Origin of the sequence: Mesorhizobium sp. M7A.F.Ca.US.010.02.1.1 (assembly GCF_004023085.1) — a bacterium.
Lineage (GTDB): Bacteria > Pseudomonadota > Alphaproteobacteria > Rhizobiales > Rhizobiaceae > Mesorhizobium.
In genome coordinates this window covers 199,555-214,374 of sequence record NZ_RZRV01000009.1, presented here as the reverse complement: position 1 = coordinate 214,374, position 14,820 = coordinate 199,555, and the positions used below count along the sequence as shown (strand labels likewise).

Genomic DNA, 14,820 nt, shown 5'->3' with positions numbered 1-14,820 from the left:
CGTGCAACAGCTTCCGGCTGCCAGCCCAGCATATGATCCGCACGGTCCACGGCCGAGCAAAGGGTTTCTATTTTTCTTGCCCTGCCGGCAAACAAGTGGGACGATGGCTTTGGGCAGGTGGCACTTGAAAAGAACCCGCCCGCGACGGTCGAACAGGCCGGCCGCCGCTCAGAACCATACATGCCAGTCGGTCCTACGGGAAACGCCTGAGTGGAGGTCAGTCATGGGTACTCGCGCCGGAGGACGACGCACGGGACCGAAATGCATTGCCATAGTCGGTCCCTTCGCAAGCGGTAAGACGACACTTCTCGAAGCCATATTGGCCCGTACGGGCTCAATTCCCCGACAAAATCCCGTTTCATCAGGTAACACCGTTTCAGATCATTCGCCCGAGGCGCGTGCCCACGCCATGAGCGTCGAGGCGACGGTCGCCACGACCGAGTTCATGGGCGAGCAGATCACCTTCGTCGACTGTCCCGGTTCCATCGAATTCTCCTTCGAGGCCGAGCCGGTGCTGGCCGCCTGCGACCTCGCGGTGGTCGTAGCCGAGGCCGACGAAAAGAAGATCCCTGCCCTGCAACTGATCATGCGCAAGCTCGACGATCTCGGCGTGCCGCGCATTCTGTTCCTCAACAAGGTCGACAAGGCAATCATCGGTGTGCGCGACACGCTGAAGATGCTGCAGCCGGCCAGTGCCGTGCCGTTGCTGCTGCGCCAGATTCCGCTGCGCAAGGACGGCGTCGTCATTGGTTCGATCGACCTGGCGCTGGAGCGCGCCTACATCTATCGCGAATATGCCGAAAGCGAGGTGGCGCAGATTCCCGGCGACGACAAGGCACGCGAATTGGAGGCACGCTTCTCCATGCTGGAGACGCTGGCCGACCATGACGACCAGTTGATGGAACAGCTGCTCGAAGAGATCGAGCCGCCCAAGGACGCCGTCTTCGACGACCTTGCCGCCGATCTGCGCGACGGCGCGGTGACGCCGGTGCTGATCGGCACCGCCGAGAAAGGCAACGGCGTGCTGCGCCTCTTGAAGGCGATCCGCCACGACGCGCCCGACATCGAGGCGACCCGCAAGCGGCTCGGCGCACCCGACGGCGCGGCCACCTTGGTCCAGGTGATGAAGACCATCCACACCTCGCATGGCGGCAAGCTGTCGGTGTCGCGCATCCTCTCCGGTCAGGTCGTCGACGGTTCCGAACTCTGGCTGCCCGGCGGCGACACCGCCAAGGTTTCCGGCATCTACCGGATGCTCGGCAAGGACCAGTCCAAGCTCTCCATCGCCAAGGCCGGCGACACGGTGGCACTGGGCAAGCTGGACGAGGTCAAGACCGGCCAGACGCTGAGCTCGGCCAAGGGCGGCACCAAGCCGCTCGTCCAGTTCGAGCCGCCGCAGCCGGTCTTCGCCTTCGCGCTCCGCCCCAAGGAGCGCAAGGACGAAGTGAAGATGTCGGCTGCCATCCAGCGGCTGGCCGAGGAGGACCCCTCGCTCAGCCTGCGCCACAATCAGGACTCGGCCGAAACCGTGCTGTCGGGCCATGGCGAGATGCATCTGCGCGTGGTGCGCGAGCGGCTGGAAGGCAAGAACCAGATACCGGTCGAAGGCCATCCGCCGGCGGTGCCCTATCGCGAGACGATCCGCAAATCGGCGCAGCAGCGCGGCCGTCACAAGAAACAGTCCGGCGGCCATGGCCAGTTCGGCGACGTGGTGATCGAGATCAAGCCGCTGCCGCGCGGTTCCGGCTTCCAGTTCACCGATACAATTACCGGCGGCGTCGTGCCCAAGACCTACATCCAGTCGGTCGAGACCGGGGTGCGCGATTATCTGAAATTCGGGCCGCTGGGCTTTCCGGTCGTGGATGTCGCAGTCAACCTGTCGGACGGCTCCTATCATGCGGTCGATTCCTCCGACATGGCCTTCCAGATGGCGGCCAGGCTGGCGATGAAGGAAGGCATGGCCGCGTGCTTGCCGGTGCTCCTGGAGCCCGTGATGAAGGTCGAGATCGTCACCCCCTCCGACGCCACCTCGAAGATCATCGCTCTCATCCCGCAGCGGCGCGGTCAGATCCTCGGCTACGACGCGCGGCCCGACTGGCCGGGATGGGATGTCGTCGAGGCAACCATGCCGCAAGCCGAGATCGGCGACCTGATCATCGAGTTGCGCTCCGCGACCGCGGGCGTTGCCAGCTATCGTGCCGTCTTCGACCACATGGCCGAACTCACCGGCCGTCTGGCCGACGAGGCGATGAACACCAACGGCAAGGCTGCCTGATGGCGTGGCGTTCCTCTCGAACCTGATTCAGGGGAACAAGAGAAAACGACGTCCGGCGGGGCCGGACGTCGTTTTGTTCGCGGACCGTTTCCTTGGGAGGTAAAACGTCAGGTCCGCCGCATTTGGTACCGCCGTGTTCGGCGGAAAAACGGTTCGGACGCGGTAGCCGCCTGAGCCCGGGCCGTACGAGTGATGCCCCCATCTCCCGTCGAACCACACCGCGTCCTATGATCTACATAGCAGGTCGCGAGCGTCCGGGATATGTTACCAGAGGTTACATGTCACCGTTACGTGGCAATTGTGATGGAATTTTTGGCCGGCCCAGCAGGGCACAGGCAACAAAAAAGCCGGATCAATGAAGATCCGGCTGAGTTTGATTGGAGTGCCTGTTAAGGCTAACCTCCAGAGGGGAACACTCGAGGGCGCTAATGGGAGGAGAACGCGCCCAGGAGATGATCTATATATGTGCTCATCATGCCCAAGAAACAAGCATCTATTTTGCAACACACACATGCAAAAAGACGCAGGCTGTGGTCTAACCCATTCCAGAAGCCAATAGGACCAGCAAAATCGTCGAAATGGAGCGCTGAATCGGGCAATTGCAACTACAGAATCGCCAATCTCGGCTGGCTGTCGGCTCGAAATGCCAAAACTGGGCAATGATGTGGAAGCGGGCAGCAGGCGTGCATTTCTAAGGCAATCGGGGAGGAAGCAGCCAATGCGGACGTTTTCGGCGATCGCGGGCAGTGCGGCCTTCTTCATCGCGGCGCCCTGCGTGGTTGCCGGGCTGGTGCCTTGGCTGTTGACCGATCGCTGGGGCTTGCCGTGGTCTGGTCTGCCGGGCTTTGTCCCTGTCGGCGGGCTTCTGATCGTCGCCGCGGTCGCGGCACTCCTGCATGCCTTCGGCCGTTTTGCGCTTGAGGGCCTGGGCACACCCGCACCGGTCGCCCCGACCGAGAGGCTGGTGATCGGTGGCATCTACCGCCATGTCCGCAACCCGATGTATGTCGCCGTGCTGTCGATCATCCTCGGCCAGGCGCTGCTGTTCTCGAGCTGGGCGCTTGTCGCCTATGCAGTCATCGGCGCGATCGTCATGGGCTCTTTCGTGCGGTTCTACGAGGAGCCGACCTTGGCTCACCGCTACGGCGCCGAATACGACACCTACCGCCGCAACGTCCCGGGCTGGCTGCCTCGACTGTCGCCCTGGCGTGGTTGAGCCACCATCGCAGGGCGCGTTGAGATTCAGGTCAGGCCGAGTCGAGAATGGTGGCTGCCGAGAACCGGAGCGGAGCGTACTTAAGTACGTGAGCACAGTTCTACCGCGATGCGGTAGACGGGGAAGCGCAGGAAGCGGCCATTCGCGGGCCGGCCTCACTTGAATATCGGCATGCCCTCAGAAGGACCAGCTTCGGGCCTTGGCGATGATGAAGTCCCGGAACACATGCAGCTTGGCCTGGTTCTTCATCGCGTCGGGATAGGCGAAATAGGTGTCGAAAGACGGCACCTCGGTCTCCGGCAGCAGCTGCACCAGATCGGAGTCCTTGCTGATCACATAGTCGGGCAGCATGGCGATGCCGGCACCGCCCTGCACCGCACGCTTGATCGACAATATGTCGTTGATCTGCAGCGTCGGCACCCTTTGTCCGCCTTCGAAATCACCGACCGTTTCCAGCCAGTTCAGCTCCGACAGATGCGACGGCACCGGCACGCCGAAGGTGACGATGCGATGGGCCTTCAGCTCGGCGACGGAAGACGGCTTGCCATGCTTGGCGACATAGGATGGGGCCGCGTAGAGGTGGAAATGCACGGTGAACAGGCGGCGCTGGATCAGGTCCGGCTGCTGCGGCTGGCGCAGCCGGATGGCGCAATCGGCCTGGCGCATGGTGAGATCGAGTTCCTCGTTGGCGAGGATCAGCTGCAGGCTGATTTCGGGATAGAGTTCGATGAATTCCTGTACCCGCTCGGTCAGCCAGCCGGCGCCCAGCCCCACCGTCGTCGTCACCCGCAGCACGCCCGACGGGCGATCCTTGGTCTCGGTCAGCCGGGACTTGATGGTCTCCAGCTTCATCAGCACGTCATGCGCCGTGCGAAACAGCATCTCACCCTGCTCGGTCAGCACCAGCCCGCGGGCGTGGCGGTTGAACAGCGGCACGCCGACATCATGCTCGAGCGCGCTGACCTGCCGCGAGATCGCCGATTGCGACAGATGCAATGTCTCGGCCGCATGGGTAAACGACCCCGCCTCCGCCGCAGCGTGAAACACGCGTAGCTTGTCCCAGTCCAACGCCATGATTCCCCTCGTTCTGTTTTGGCGTCTGAATGAAAAATCAGGCTTTTACACGGCGTTTCTAAGCCGCTCTCTGAACTCTCTACTCGGCCGCTTCGCGATGCACTTCGATGCCGGCCAGATACTTCTCCGCCTCGAGCGCGGCCATGCAGCCGAGCCCCGCTGCCGTCACCGCCTGGCGGTAGATATCGTCGGTCACATCGCCGGCCGCGAACACGCCCGGCACATCGGTGCGGGTCGAATCCGGCGCCGTCCACAGATAGCCGTTCGGCTTCTGCTTGAGCTTGCCGGCGAACAGTTCAACCGCCGGCGCATGGCCGATGGCCACGAACACGCCGTCGACCTTGAGGTGCGACACCTCGCCGGTCACCGCATGCTTGAGCTTCAGCCCCTCGACCGAGGGCGGCAGCGGCGTCTTGCCGGGTCGACCGGTGATCTCATCGACGATCGTGTCCCAGATGATGCGGACATTGTCCTTCTTCAGAAGCCGCTCGCGCAGGATACGTTCAGCGCGAAAATCGCTTCGCCTGTGGATGACCGTCACGCTCTTGGCGAGATTGGACAGATAGAGCGCCTCTTCCACCGCGGAATTGCCGCCACCGATCACCGCGACATCCTTGCCCCTGTAGAAGAAACCATCGCAGGTGGCGCAGGCCGAGACTCCAAAACCCATGAAGTCCTGCTCGGTCGGGATGCCCAGCCATTTCGCTTGCGCACCGGTGGCGATGATCAGCGCGTCGGCGGTATAGGTGGTGCCGGAATCGCCCTTGGCACGGAACGGTCGCACGTTGAGGTCGACCTCGGTGATGATGTCGTTGATGATGTCGGTGCCGACATGCTCGGCCTGTTTCAGCATCTGCTCCATCAGCCACGGACCCTGGATCGGGTCGGCGAAGCCGGGATAGTTCTCGACATCGGTGGTGATCATCAACTGCCCGCCCTGCTGCAGGCCGGCGACCAGCATCGGCTTCAGCATGGCGCGGGCGGCATAGACCGCCGCCGTATAGCCGGCCGGACCGGAACCGATGATGAGAACGGGGGCGTGCTTGGTGGTCATCTAAAGCCTCTGCGGAGGGCTGCCGGCAATTGCGGCATGGAAAACTCGATCATTGTCGCGCGTAATGTAAGTGTTGCCCACGACGCCAGCAAGGCAAGTTGGAGTTCGTCCCCGGAAAGCTTTGTCACACCTGTCGCCCGCTGATCCCGTGAAATATTCCGGGCGAAGGAGGAATGGACAGCGAAGTCGTTTAATTACAAAATCACGCAAGATTCTTGCGTATTGCCCCTGATGATCGAGAACCCCCATGCCGCTCAAGGCCGACCTCGACGCCATCGACTGGAAGATCCTGCGCGAATTGCAGGGCGACGGCCGCATGACCAATGTCGAACTGTCGAACCGCGTCGGCATTTCGGCGCCGCCATGCCTGCGCCGCGTCAAGCGCCTGGAGGAAGCCGGCATCATCCGTGGCTACCGTGCCTTGCTCAATGCGCCAGCGCTCGGCCTCGATGTCGTTGCCTTCTGCCTGGTCGGCCTGCATCATCAGGCCGATGCCGAGCTGCGCATCTTTGCCGAGCGCACCCGCGGCTGGCCGATCGTACGCGACGCCTGGATGGTGTCGGGCGAATCCGATTTCCTGCTGCATTGCGTGGCGAGCGACCTTGGCGCCTTCCAGACCTTCGTCATCGAGGAACTGACCTCGACCCCGAATGTCGACACGGTGCGAACAGCGCTCACCATCCGCCGGGTCAAGGACGAAGGGCTGGTCTCGTTCGCACAGCCTTGAGCCGGTTGAACCGCAGCGGGCTTTCGCCGATGCGGCTTGAACGCCTCGCCATATCAGCGCCGCTTTGGCGTTCGATAGCTCTCCTGTGAAGCCGGAATTTCTGCCGTAGCCGTCTTGTTGGTTTCCTAGAGCAATTCCAGAAAAAGTATGTAACGGTTTTCCCGGGAAAAGCGCATAGCGCTTTCGGGATTGCGTAAACAGGTGGCGCAGGGCAGCCCAATTCCGAGAACAGTGTGCCGTGGGGTGGGACGATGACTCGATTTTCTAGCCCGGTTTCGGCGCTGGTCATCTGCATGAACGAGGCCGAAATGATCGGCGAGTGCCTGGAAAGCGTCGATTTCTGCGCCGAGATCATCGTCGTCGATTCGGGCTCGACGGACAGCACTCTGGACGTCGTCAATGGGTACATCGCCAAAGGCTACCCGATAAGGCTGTTTCACAACGATTGGCCGGGCTTTCCTCGTCAGCGGCAATTCGCGCTCGATCAGGCCACGCAACCATGGTGCCTTTCGATTGAAGCCGACGAGGCCATCGACGACGTGCTCAGGCAGTCAATCATGAATGTGACCCAGCTTGGGAATGACGCCTTCGACGGATGGTACATCAGACGCCGCGACAAGCTGAAGGGCTATGGCTATGCGCACCGCTGGGTGCTTCACAACAGGCTGCTGCGTCTTTTCCGCCGCGACAAGGCCACGATGGACCTTAATCTGCGGGTCCATGAGTCGTTCGAGGTGCCAGGCGAAACCGGCACGATAGAAAATGGCGTGCTGCTGCATCGCCGCGAAATGACCATTGCCGAGGATCTGGCAAGAGCCAACACCTACTCCAGCCTCAAGGTTGCCACGCTTGTCGAACGAGCCAAGAAGCCCGGCCTGATAAGACTGGTGCTGTCGCCTCTCGGCAACTTCCTGAAGTTCTACCTGGCCAAACGCTACTTCCTGTGCGGCCGGCACGGGTTCGTCTATTCGATGCTGGTGATGCTGTATTCGTTCGCGACAGAGGCCAAGCTTTATGAAGCCTGGCGAGACAAAGATCGGATGTAAGCCGTCACGGCGCGCCCGAGGCGGTGCCAAGCGCAGCTATTGCGGCGAGCAGGCCGTCGAAATCCGCGCGGGCGCACCAAGGCTGAATTGTGAAGCCCGATCGGACAGCTGCTTGCCCGTCTACCAGCCAGCCCTGCGCGAGGCCGGCGCGTTGTCCCGCCTCCATGTCGGCCTCCTTGTCGCCGACGATCAGCGAACGCCGCAGATCGAGCCCGAGGCGCCCGGCCGCCTCCAGCAGCATGCCCGGATTGGGCTTGCGCATCGGATGATCGGCGACCGCAAGCACACCGGTGCCAGCTTCGTGATAGGCGCAGGCGACGACCATATCGACGAACGCATTTTCGGCGCGCAGCAGCTCGAGCACGCGGCCGTTGACGGCAGCGAAATCGCCCCAGCCGAAATAGCCACGCGCGATGCCCGACTGGTTGGTGACGATGATGACCGGAATGCCGGCCCGGTTGGCGGCGGCTATCACCGCGGCTATGTCCGCGCGCAGCACCATTTCGGCAGGATCATCCGGATAGCCCGTATCGACATTGATGGTGCCGTCGCGATCGAGGAACAGCGCCGGCGAGCCGGCGGCGAACACCCTTGAGCCGACCTGCTCGACCCATAGGCCAGGCTCCGCCAGCGGATAGCGGCAAGAGGTCGGGGGATCAGCCATTGCTGAGGCGCGCTTCGACCACCTCGCACAAATGATGGTAAAGGCACAGATGCCCCTGCTGGATGATCGGCGTCGAGGTCGACGGCACGTTGAGCAGGATATCGGACAGAGGCTTCAGCTTGCCGCCGGTGTCGCCGGTCATGCCGATCACCGTCATGTCCATCCTCCGCGCCTGTTCGGCGGCGGCAAGGATGCTCGGCGAATTGCCGCTGGTCGAGATCGCCAGGAGCACCCCGCCGGCGGAGCCATGCGCCTCGACCTGGCGCGAAAAAACCGTGTCGAATCCATAGTCGTTGCCCCAGGCGGTCAGCACCGCTGCATTGGCCGGCAGCGCGATGACATTGTAGGCCTTGCGCTCCTTGAGAAAGCGGCCGACCAGTTCGCCGGCAATGTGGATGGCGTCGCTGGCCGAGCCGCCATTGCCGGCGATGAGCAAGGCTTTCCCCGACGAAAGCGCCGTCACCACCGCGCTCGCTGCCCGCCCCATCTCACCGGTCAGGTCCCGTTCGACCATGGCTGATATGGCAGCCGCGGAGCGGACAAGATAATCGTTCAACTCGGACATGAAACCCTCAGTTTGTGGTGCCGCCGGCGCGCAATTTGCCAATGGTGTTGGTGGTGCTTTTTCCGGCGACCAGATCGACCAGCACGACGCGTCCGCCGGCCTTCTGCACCACATCGGCGCCGACCACGGTGTCGACCGTGTAATCGGCCCCCTTGACCAGTATGTCGGGCAGCAGCGCTTCGATCAGCGCCAGCGGCGTATCTTCCTCGAACACCACGACCGCATCGACGGAGGCAAGTGCTGCCAGCACGCAGGCGCGGTCGTGCTGGTCGTTGACCGGGCGCCCGGCGCCCTTCAGTCGCCGCACCGAGGCATCGCTGTTAAGGCCGAGCACCAGCCGGTCGCACTGGCTGCGCGCCGCGTGCAGCAAGCTGACATGGCCGGCATGCAGGATGTCGAAGCAGCCATTGGTGAAGCCGACGCTCAGGCCCTCTTCCTTCCACGCCGCCACCATGCGGGCGGCCGATGTGGCATCGAGGATGGCGTCCTTGTGGGCGGTCGGCCCATGTGAACGGAACAGCGCGCCGGTGAGTTCCTCGACCGTCAGCCGCGCGGTGCCACGCTTGCCCACCACGACGCCACCAGCGGCATTGGCGATCGAAGCGGCCATGACCGTATCGGCGCCCACGGCCAGCGCCAGCGCGAAGCTCGCGATCACCGTGTCGCCGGCGCCCGAAACGTCGAACACTTCGCGCGCCTGGGTGGCGATGTGGCGCGCCTCGTCGGGACCGACCACGCTCATGCCCTTTTCGCTGCGCGTCGCAACGACGAAATCGAAACCATGTGCCGAAATCAGCTCGCGTGCGGCAGCCACGATCTCGTCATCGGCGAACACCGCATGGCCGACGGCCTCGCCGAGTTCCTTGCGGTTGGGGGTGATGGCGGTCGCCCCGGCATAGCGGGCGTAATCGCGGCCCTTCGGGTCGACCAGCACCGGCTTTCCAGCCTCGCGGCAGATGGCGATCAAGTCGCCGGCGACGCCGTCGAGCAGGATGCCCTTGCCGTAGTCGGACAGGATGACGATGTCGGCGCGCGTCAGTGCGGCGCGGAAATGCCGGATCAGGCCGGCTCGCTCCGCAGCGCCCAACGGCTTGATTTCCTCCTCGTCGAAGCGCAGCACCTGCTGGTTGAGCGCGCTGAAGCGGCTTTTGGACGAGGTCATGCGACCACGCTCCTGTGCGAGGCCCGCCGTATCGGCGCCAAGCTCGCCGAGCATCCGCACCAGGCTATCGCCTGCCACATCGGTGCCGATGACCGAGACGGGAACAGCGGCAGCACCAAGCGAAACGATGTTGGCCACGACATTGCCGGCACCGCCCATGGTCGAGGTCTCACCGCGCCCGTGCAGCACCGGGATCGGCGCCTCCGGCGAGATCCGCTCGATGACGCCGTTGACGAAACGATCGAGGATGAAGTCGCCGACCACCAGCACAGTGGCCTGGCCGAACCGCGCAATGGCGCGGTGCAACGGTTCGGGAGAAGGCGGATTGTGCTTGATCATGTCACTGGCAACACAGGGAAAAGGCCGATTTCAATCTCATAAGTGCTCATCAATCGACTGGTCGGATCGCTCATGGCGAAAGCCGATATACCGCAAATTCACGCAGCGCAACGGCAGGCATGATCCCGGCAGGCTCGGGCGGTCAGCTCTTTTGCAGGGCGACATGGACGCCCAGCCCGACCAGCACAGCTCCTCCCGCCCGTTGCATCAGCCGCTGTGCGCGGCTCGAACGCCGCAAACGGCCGATCACGGCGCCCGCCAGGAACACACAGACGATATCGGCCGAGGAGAACATCAGATTAACGATCGTGCCGAGCACGACGAACTGCAGCCAGACCGGAAACGCCGCCGAGGCGTCGATGAATTGCGGCAGGAACGCCATGAAGAAGATCGCTGTCTTTGGATTGAGCACCTCGACGGTGATGCTCTCGAAAAAGGCGCGCCGCGCTGATTTGCGCTCGATCGCAGGCAGCGCCGCATCGCCGTCCGCGCGCTTGCGAAACAGCGCGACGCCAAGCCAGATCAGATAGAGCGCGCCGACCAGCTTGACCGCCAGGTAGAGCGTCGGCACGGCGTGAAACAGCACAGACAGGCCCGCCGCAGCGGCGAAGACATGCACATAACCGCCAAGATGGATGCCGAGCGCCGCCGTCAGGCCGGACCAGCGGCCGCGCGCCATCGTCTGCGCGGCGGCATAGAGCATGGCCGGGCCTGGAATGTAGGCGAAGATCGCCGTGGTGGCGAAAAACGCGATGAGCAGTTCGGTCGATGGCATTTTTGGTCCCTCACGATCATGCTGAGCGGCACGAACCGACTGAAGCGGCAGCTTTGCGGCGCCACTGTGACATCCAGCCTGCTGCCTGCTTTATCGACAGCCCACCCTGCCTCCCTTATAAGGGCCGGAATCGACAAGTGGAACGCGTATCAGGGCCAACAATATGATCATCGTCACGGGCGGCGCCGGCATGATCGGCTCCAACATCGTCGCCGCGCTGAATGCCGAAGGGCATGACAATATCCTCGTCGTCGACGACCTTACCGACGGTCACAAGATCGCCAATCTCGCCGATCTCAAGATCGCCGACTATCTCGACAAGGACGATTTCCTGGACCGCATGGAGGCCGGCTCGCTCGGCCGCATCGAGGCCGTGTTCCACCAGGGCGCATGCTCGACCACCACCGAGTGGAACGGCAAATTCATGATGGAGGTGAATTACGCCTTCTCGAAACGGCTGCTGCATGCAAGCCAGGCGCTGCGCGTGCCCTTCCTCTACGCTTCCTCGGCTTCCGTCTATGGCGGCGGCTCGGAGTTCCGCGAGGATCCCGCGCTCGAGCGGCCGCTCAACGTATACGCCTATTCCAAGAAGCTGTTCGACGACTACGTCAGGCGAACGGTGTTCGCCGGGCGCACTGGTTTCGATACCGACCATTCGCAGGTCGTGGGTTTGCGTTACTTCAACGTCTATGGCCCGCGCGAAGCGCACAAGGGCGCCATGGCCTCAGTCGCTTTCCATCTGTTCAACCAGGTCGAGCGAGGCGAGAACCCGAAACTGTTCGGCGCCTATGACGGGTTCGGACCCGGCGAACAAAGCCGCGACTTCATCCATGTCGGCGATGTCGCCCACGTCAATCTGTGGCTGTGGAAGCGGGGCTCAAGCGGCATCTTCAATTGCGGCACCGGCCGCGCCCAGCCCTTCCGCGCCATCGCCGAAACGGTGATCGACACGCTGGGCCAAGGGCAGATCGAGTTCATCACCTTCCCCGACCATCTCAAGGGCAGCTACCAGAGCTTTACGCAAGCTGATATGTCCCGTTTACGCGCGGCCGGTTACAATGGCCAATTCCGGACAGTGGAAACCGGTGTCAGAGACTATGTCGAATGGCTGAAAGCCCAACGATCCTCGTGATCGGCCCACGCTGGGTGGGCGACATGGTGATGGCGCAGTGCCTGTTTTCGGCGCTGAAGGAGTTGCATCCCAACGCCGCCATCGATGTGCTGGCGCCAGCCTGGGCAGCACCCCTGGTCAAGCGCATGCCCGAAATCCGCCAGCAGATCGACTTTCCGCTCAAACCCGGTGCGCTCGAATTCACCCATCGGCGCCGCTTCGGCCGCCTGCTGCGCGGCCGCTACGACATCGCCTATGTCCTGCCGGGCAGCTGGAAGTCGGCGCTGATCCCGTTCTTTGCCCGCATTCCGCGCCGGGTCGGCAACCTGCGCGAGATGCGCTATGGCCTGTTGACCGACATCGTGCCATTGCCCGACAGCATCAAACGACGCACCGCGCAGGCCTATTTCGGCCTTGCCCAGGGCGGTGGTTTCCGGGCGCCACGGCTTAGCGTGGACACGAAAAACCAGGTCGACCTGCTCGGCCGGTTCGGCCTAGCGCCGCAGAAATTCGTGGCCCTGATGCCCGGCGCCGAATTCGGCCCGGCCAAGCGCTGGCCCAGCGAAAGCTATGCCGGGCTTGCCCGCGATTTCATGGGCAAAGGCTTGAAGGTCGCTCTGTTCGGCTCGAAGAACGACCGCGACGTGACGGCGGAGATCGCGGCCCTGGCCCCCGGCGTCGTCGATCTCGCCGGACAGACGCGGCTGGAGGACGCCATCGACCTGATATCCGCCGCAAGGCTGGCCGTGTCCAACGACAGCGGGCTGATGCATGTCGCGGCCGCCGTCGGTACGCCGATCGTCGCCGTCTACGGCTCGACCTCGCCCGAGAACACGCCACCGCTGGCCGAGCACCGGGAACTGGTCTGGCTTAGGCTGTCGTGCTCGCCCTGCCACCAGAAGGTCTGCCCGCTCGGCCATCTCAACTGCCTGAAGACGCTGGAAGTCGGCCAAGTCGCGGCAGCGGCGGAGCGGCTGCTGGATATCCCGGCAGCGGCATGAAGGTGCTGATCGTCAAGACGTCATCGATGGGCGATGTCATTCACACCTTTCCGGCCGTCGAGGATGCCCGTCGCAACCGCCCGGACCTGACCTTCGACTGGTGCGTCGAAGAGGCATTTGCCGGTATCGTCGCGCTTCACCCGGCGATCGACCGGATTCATACGGTGGCGATCCGGCGCTGGCGCAAGGCGCTGCTCGACGGCGCCACCTGGCGCGAGGCGGCCGCCCTGCGCCGGACCTTGCGCGATTGCCGGTACGACCTCGTCATCGATGCGCAAGGCCTCCTGAAATCGGCTCTGGTGGCAAGACAGGTGGGCTCCCACATTGCCGGCTTCGACGGTTCGAGCGCGCGCGAACCTTCTGCGACGCTGTTCTACGATGCCACTTATCCCGTGCCGCGCGACCTGCACGCCATCGAACGGACACGGCGGCTGTTCGGGCTGGCGCTCGGCTATCAGCCCGATCTTTCGACCCTGGACTCCGGCATCGTCCCGCCCGCCGGCACTCTGGCGGGCCCTTCTGGAAAAACCGCCTTCCTGCTGCACGGCACCAGCCGCGAAGACAAGAAATGGCCGGCCGAAGACTGGATTGAAACCGCCCGCCTGCTGGCTGAACGTGGGATGACGCCGGTCACCACATGGTCGAACGAGCGCGAGAAGGCCGTGGCCGAAGCCATTGCCAAGGCAGTGCCGTTAACAGTTGTGGTGCCAAAGTCACCGCTGGCCGAGATCGCTGCATTTATCGGCCGCTCGGAGCTGGTCATCGGCGCCGACACCGGGCTGACCCATCTTGCCAGCGCCTTCGGGCTGCCGACGGTTGCGGTGTTCCTGGCAACCGAGCCAGGGTTGACGGGGCCTCGCGGGCAATATGCGTCGACGCTTTTGGCCCCGCCCGGGAAGCGTGTGATGCCGGCGGAGGTGGTGGCGGAGGCAGAAAGGCTGGCGGGACTCCAGGTCCTTGGCAAGGCCAACGCTGGCAAGAACTGAAGTCAATCGGAAAGGCTGGCGCTGCCCCTCATCCGCCTGCCGGCACCTTCTCCCCGTATATCGACGGGGAGAAAGGATCTGAACGCAAGGCCAGCGTCTATTCTGCTACGTTGAAAATTGGCGAAATCGTCGATGAGAGCATCTTTCTCCCCGTCACTATACGGGGAGAAATGCCCGGCAGGGCAATGAGGGGCGGCGCAAACCTCAGCTTAAAAGTCGCAGCCGCGCCCCCCTCGAATTCCCTAGATGAACTGCACCTGGACGATCTCATACCCCCTGGCACCGCCAGGCGCATTGACTTCGATGGCGTCGCCGACTTCCTTGCCGATGAGCGCACGCGCGATCGGCGAGGAGATCGAGATGCGGCCGGACTTCACGTCCGCCTCCTGGTCGCCGACGATCCGGTAGGTCTTCTTTTCCTCGGTGTCCTCGTCGACCAGCACCACGGTGGCGCCGAACTTGATCTTGTCCCCGCTGAGCTTGCTGACGTCGATCACCTCGGCCCGCGCGATATAATCTTCAAGCTCGTTGACGCGGCCCTCGTTGAGGCTCTGCGCCTCTTTGGCGGCATGATATTCGGCATTTTCGGACAGGTCGCCATGCGAGCGCGCTTCGGAGATCGCCTCGATGATGCGCGGCCGCTCTTCCTGCTGGCGCCACCGCAGTTCTTCCTTCAATGACGCGAACCCCTCGCCTGTCATCGGGACCTTGTTCATGATGCCTGCCTTTCCTGCTGCCGCCCCCGCGTTTCGGGGAAAGCCTTGTCGATGGTACAAAAAGAAAACGGGTCCGGCAGCCTCGGGCTAACGGAACCGTTTCACCGCA

The 14,820-nt window shown here is 63.3% G+C and carries 14 protein-coding genes; 7 read left to right on the top strand and 7 right to left on the bottom strand.

The genetic code is table 11. The features are described 5' to 3' along the window. Positions 1 to 223 precede the first annotated feature (223 nt). Together EOA19_RS12885 and EOA19_RS12880 are read left to right on the top strand one after the other, a co-directional pair. Positions 224 to 2,275, top strand: a complete 2,052-nt coding sequence (locus EOA19_RS12885) for an elongation factor G (protein WP_128303812.1) — start codon at positions 224 to 226, stop codon at positions 2,273 to 2,275. Positions 2,276 to 2,993: 718 nt separating this feature from the next. After that, positions 2,994 to 3,491, top strand: coding sequence for an isoprenylcysteine carboxylmethyltransferase family protein (locus tag EOA19_RS12880; RefSeq protein WP_023809732.1), 498 nt, complete (start codon positions 2,994 to 2,996; stop codon positions 3,489 to 3,491). A gap of 177 nt (positions 3,492 to 3,668) precedes the next feature. Here the strand turns inward: EOA19_RS12880 and EOA19_RS12875 are convergent, their stop codons facing one another. Together EOA19_RS12875 and trxB are read right to left on the bottom strand one after the other, a co-directional pair. Next, the gene (locus EOA19_RS12875; protein WP_023809733.1) at positions 3,669 to 4,565 is read right to left on the bottom strand and encodes a LysR family transcriptional regulator; all 897 of its coding nucleotides are present in this window, start codon (positions 4,563 to 4,565) and stop codon (positions 3,669 to 3,671) included. Between the two features lie 79 nt (positions 4,566 to 4,644). After that, on the bottom strand, positions 4,645 to 5,619 hold the full coding sequence (trxB, locus tag EOA19_RS12870) for a thioredoxin-disulfide reductase (protein ID WP_128303811.1): 975 nt from the start codon (positions 5,617 to 5,619) through the stop codon (positions 4,645 to 4,647). Between the two features lie 247 nt (positions 5,620 to 5,866). Between trxB and EOA19_RS12865 the strand changes: the two genes are divergently transcribed. Together EOA19_RS12865 and EOA19_RS12860 are read left to right on the top strand one after the other, a co-directional pair. Continuing rightward, on the top strand, positions 5,867 to 6,346 hold the full coding sequence (locus EOA19_RS12865) for an Lrp/AsnC family transcriptional regulator (protein ID WP_023809735.1): 480 nt from the start codon (positions 5,867 to 5,869) through the stop codon (positions 6,344 to 6,346). Between the two features lie 251 nt (positions 6,347 to 6,597). Next, positions 6,598 to 7,392 (top strand): glycosyltransferase family 2 protein, encoded by a 795-nt coding sequence (locus EOA19_RS12860; protein WP_128303810.1) that lies wholly within the window; start codon positions 6,598 to 6,600, stop codon positions 7,390 to 7,392. Between the two features lie 4 nt (positions 7,393 to 7,396). Here the strand turns inward: EOA19_RS12860 and EOA19_RS12855 are convergent, their stop codons facing one another. The 4 genes from EOA19_RS12855 to EOA19_RS12840 all read right to left on the bottom strand — a co-directional run bounded on the left by EOA19_RS12855 (position 7,397) and on the right by EOA19_RS12840 (position 10,897). Next, positions 7,397 to 8,056 (bottom strand): HAD family hydrolase, encoded by a 660-nt coding sequence (locus EOA19_RS12855; protein WP_128303809.1) that lies wholly within the window; start codon positions 8,054 to 8,056, stop codon positions 7,397 to 7,399. After that, positions 8,049 to 8,621, bottom strand: coding sequence for an SIS domain-containing protein (locus tag EOA19_RS12850; RefSeq protein ID WP_128303808.1), 573 nt, complete (start codon positions 8,619 to 8,621; stop codon positions 8,049 to 8,051). The genes EOA19_RS12855 and EOA19_RS12850 overlap by 8 nt, the downstream gene beginning before the upstream one ends. 7 nt (positions 8,622 to 8,628) lie before the next feature. Beyond that, the gene (gene rfaE1, locus EOA19_RS12845) at positions 8,629 to 10,122 is read right to left on the bottom strand and encodes a D-glycero-beta-D-manno-heptose-7-phosphate kinase (protein WP_023809739.1); all 1,494 of its coding nucleotides are present in this window, start codon (positions 10,120 to 10,122) and stop codon (positions 8,629 to 8,631) included. A gap of 142 nt (positions 10,123 to 10,264) precedes the next feature. Continuing rightward, the gene (locus EOA19_RS12840) at positions 10,265 to 10,897 is read right to left on the bottom strand and encodes a LysE family translocator (protein ID WP_127809573.1); all 633 of its coding nucleotides are present in this window, start codon (positions 10,895 to 10,897) and stop codon (positions 10,265 to 10,267) included. Between the two features lie 163 nt (positions 10,898 to 11,060). On the opposite strand from EOA19_RS12840, the gene rfaD reads away from it, so the two are divergent. From rfaD to waaC, 3 genes are read left to right on the top strand one after another with little or no spacing between them, the layout of a single operon-like run. Beyond that, complete coding sequence (gene rfaD / locus EOA19_RS12835) at positions 11,061 to 12,029, top strand: ADP-glyceromanno-heptose 6-epimerase (protein ID WP_128303807.1); 969 nt, start codon at positions 11,061 to 11,063, stop codon at positions 12,027 to 12,029. After that, positions 12,002 to 13,009: a lipopolysaccharide heptosyltransferase II gene (gene waaF / locus EOA19_RS12830; protein ID WP_128303806.1), complete on the top strand. Its 1,008-nt coding sequence runs from the start codon at positions 12,002 to 12,004 to the stop codon at positions 13,007 to 13,009. Before rfaD ends, waaF begins: the two co-directional genes overlap by 28 nt. Then, entirely contained in the window at positions 13,006 to 13,995 is a 990-nt protein-coding gene (waaC, locus tag EOA19_RS12825) for a lipopolysaccharide heptosyltransferase I (RefSeq protein ID WP_128303805.1), read from the top strand. Before waaF ends, waaC begins: the two co-directional genes overlap by 4 nt. A gap of 242 nt (positions 13,996 to 14,237) precedes the next feature. Here the strand turns inward: waaC and greA are convergent, their stop codons facing one another. Next, entirely contained in the window at positions 14,238 to 14,711 is a 474-nt protein-coding gene (greA, locus tag EOA19_RS12815) for a transcription elongation factor GreA (RefSeq protein WP_013530066.1), read from the bottom strand. Positions 14,712 to 14,820: the final 109 nt, after the last annotated feature.

Bases quoted from the DNA above. Each gene is read 5' to 3' on its own strand.
- EOA19_RS12885 (WP_128303812.1), top strand. From the start codon at position 224: ATGGGTACTCGCGCCGGAGGACGACGCACGGGACCGAAATGCATTGCC.
- EOA19_RS12880 (WP_023809732.1), top strand. From the start codon at position 2,994: ATGCGGACGTTTTCGGCGATCGCGGGCAGTGCGGCCTTCTTCATCGCG.
- EOA19_RS12875 (WP_023809733.1), bottom strand. From the start codon at position 4,565: ATGGCGTTGGACTGGGACAAGCTACGCGTGTTTCACGCTGCGGCGGAG.
- trxB (WP_128303811.1), bottom strand. From the start codon at position 5,619: ATGACCACCAAGCACGCCCCCGTTCTCATCATCGGTTCCGGTCCGGCC.
- EOA19_RS12865 (WP_023809735.1), top strand. From the start codon at position 5,867: ATGCCGCTCAAGGCCGACCTCGACGCCATCGACTGGAAGATCCTGCGC.
- EOA19_RS12860 (WP_128303810.1), top strand. From the start codon at position 6,598: ATGACTCGATTTTCTAGCCCGGTTTCGGCGCTGGTCATCTGCATGAAC.
- EOA19_RS12855 (WP_128303809.1), bottom strand. From the start codon at position 8,056: ATGGCTGATCCCCCGACCTCTTGCCGCTATCCGCTGGCGGAGCCTGGC.
- EOA19_RS12850 (WP_128303808.1), bottom strand. From the start codon at position 8,621: ATGTCCGAGTTGAACGATTATCTTGTCCGCTCCGCGGCTGCCATATCA.
- rfaE1 (WP_023809739.1), bottom strand. From the start codon at position 10,122: ATGATCAAGCACAATCCGCCTTCTCCCGAACCGTTGCACCGCGCCATT.
- EOA19_RS12840 (WP_127809573.1), bottom strand. From the start codon at position 10,897: ATGCCATCGACCGAACTGCTCATCGCGTTTTTCGCCACCACGGCGATC.
- rfaD (WP_128303807.1), top strand. From the start codon at position 11,061: ATGATCATCGTCACGGGCGGCGCCGGCATGATCGGCTCCAACATCGTC.
- waaF (WP_128303806.1), top strand. From the start codon at position 12,002: ATGGCTGAAAGCCCAACGATCCTCGTGATCGGCCCACGCTGGGTGGGC.
- waaC (WP_128303805.1), top strand. From the start codon at position 13,006: ATGAAGGTGCTGATCGTCAAGACGTCATCGATGGGCGATGTCATTCAC.
- greA (WP_013530066.1), bottom strand. From the start codon at position 14,711: ATGAACAAGGTCCCGATGACAGGCGAGGGGTTCGCGTCATTGAAGGAA.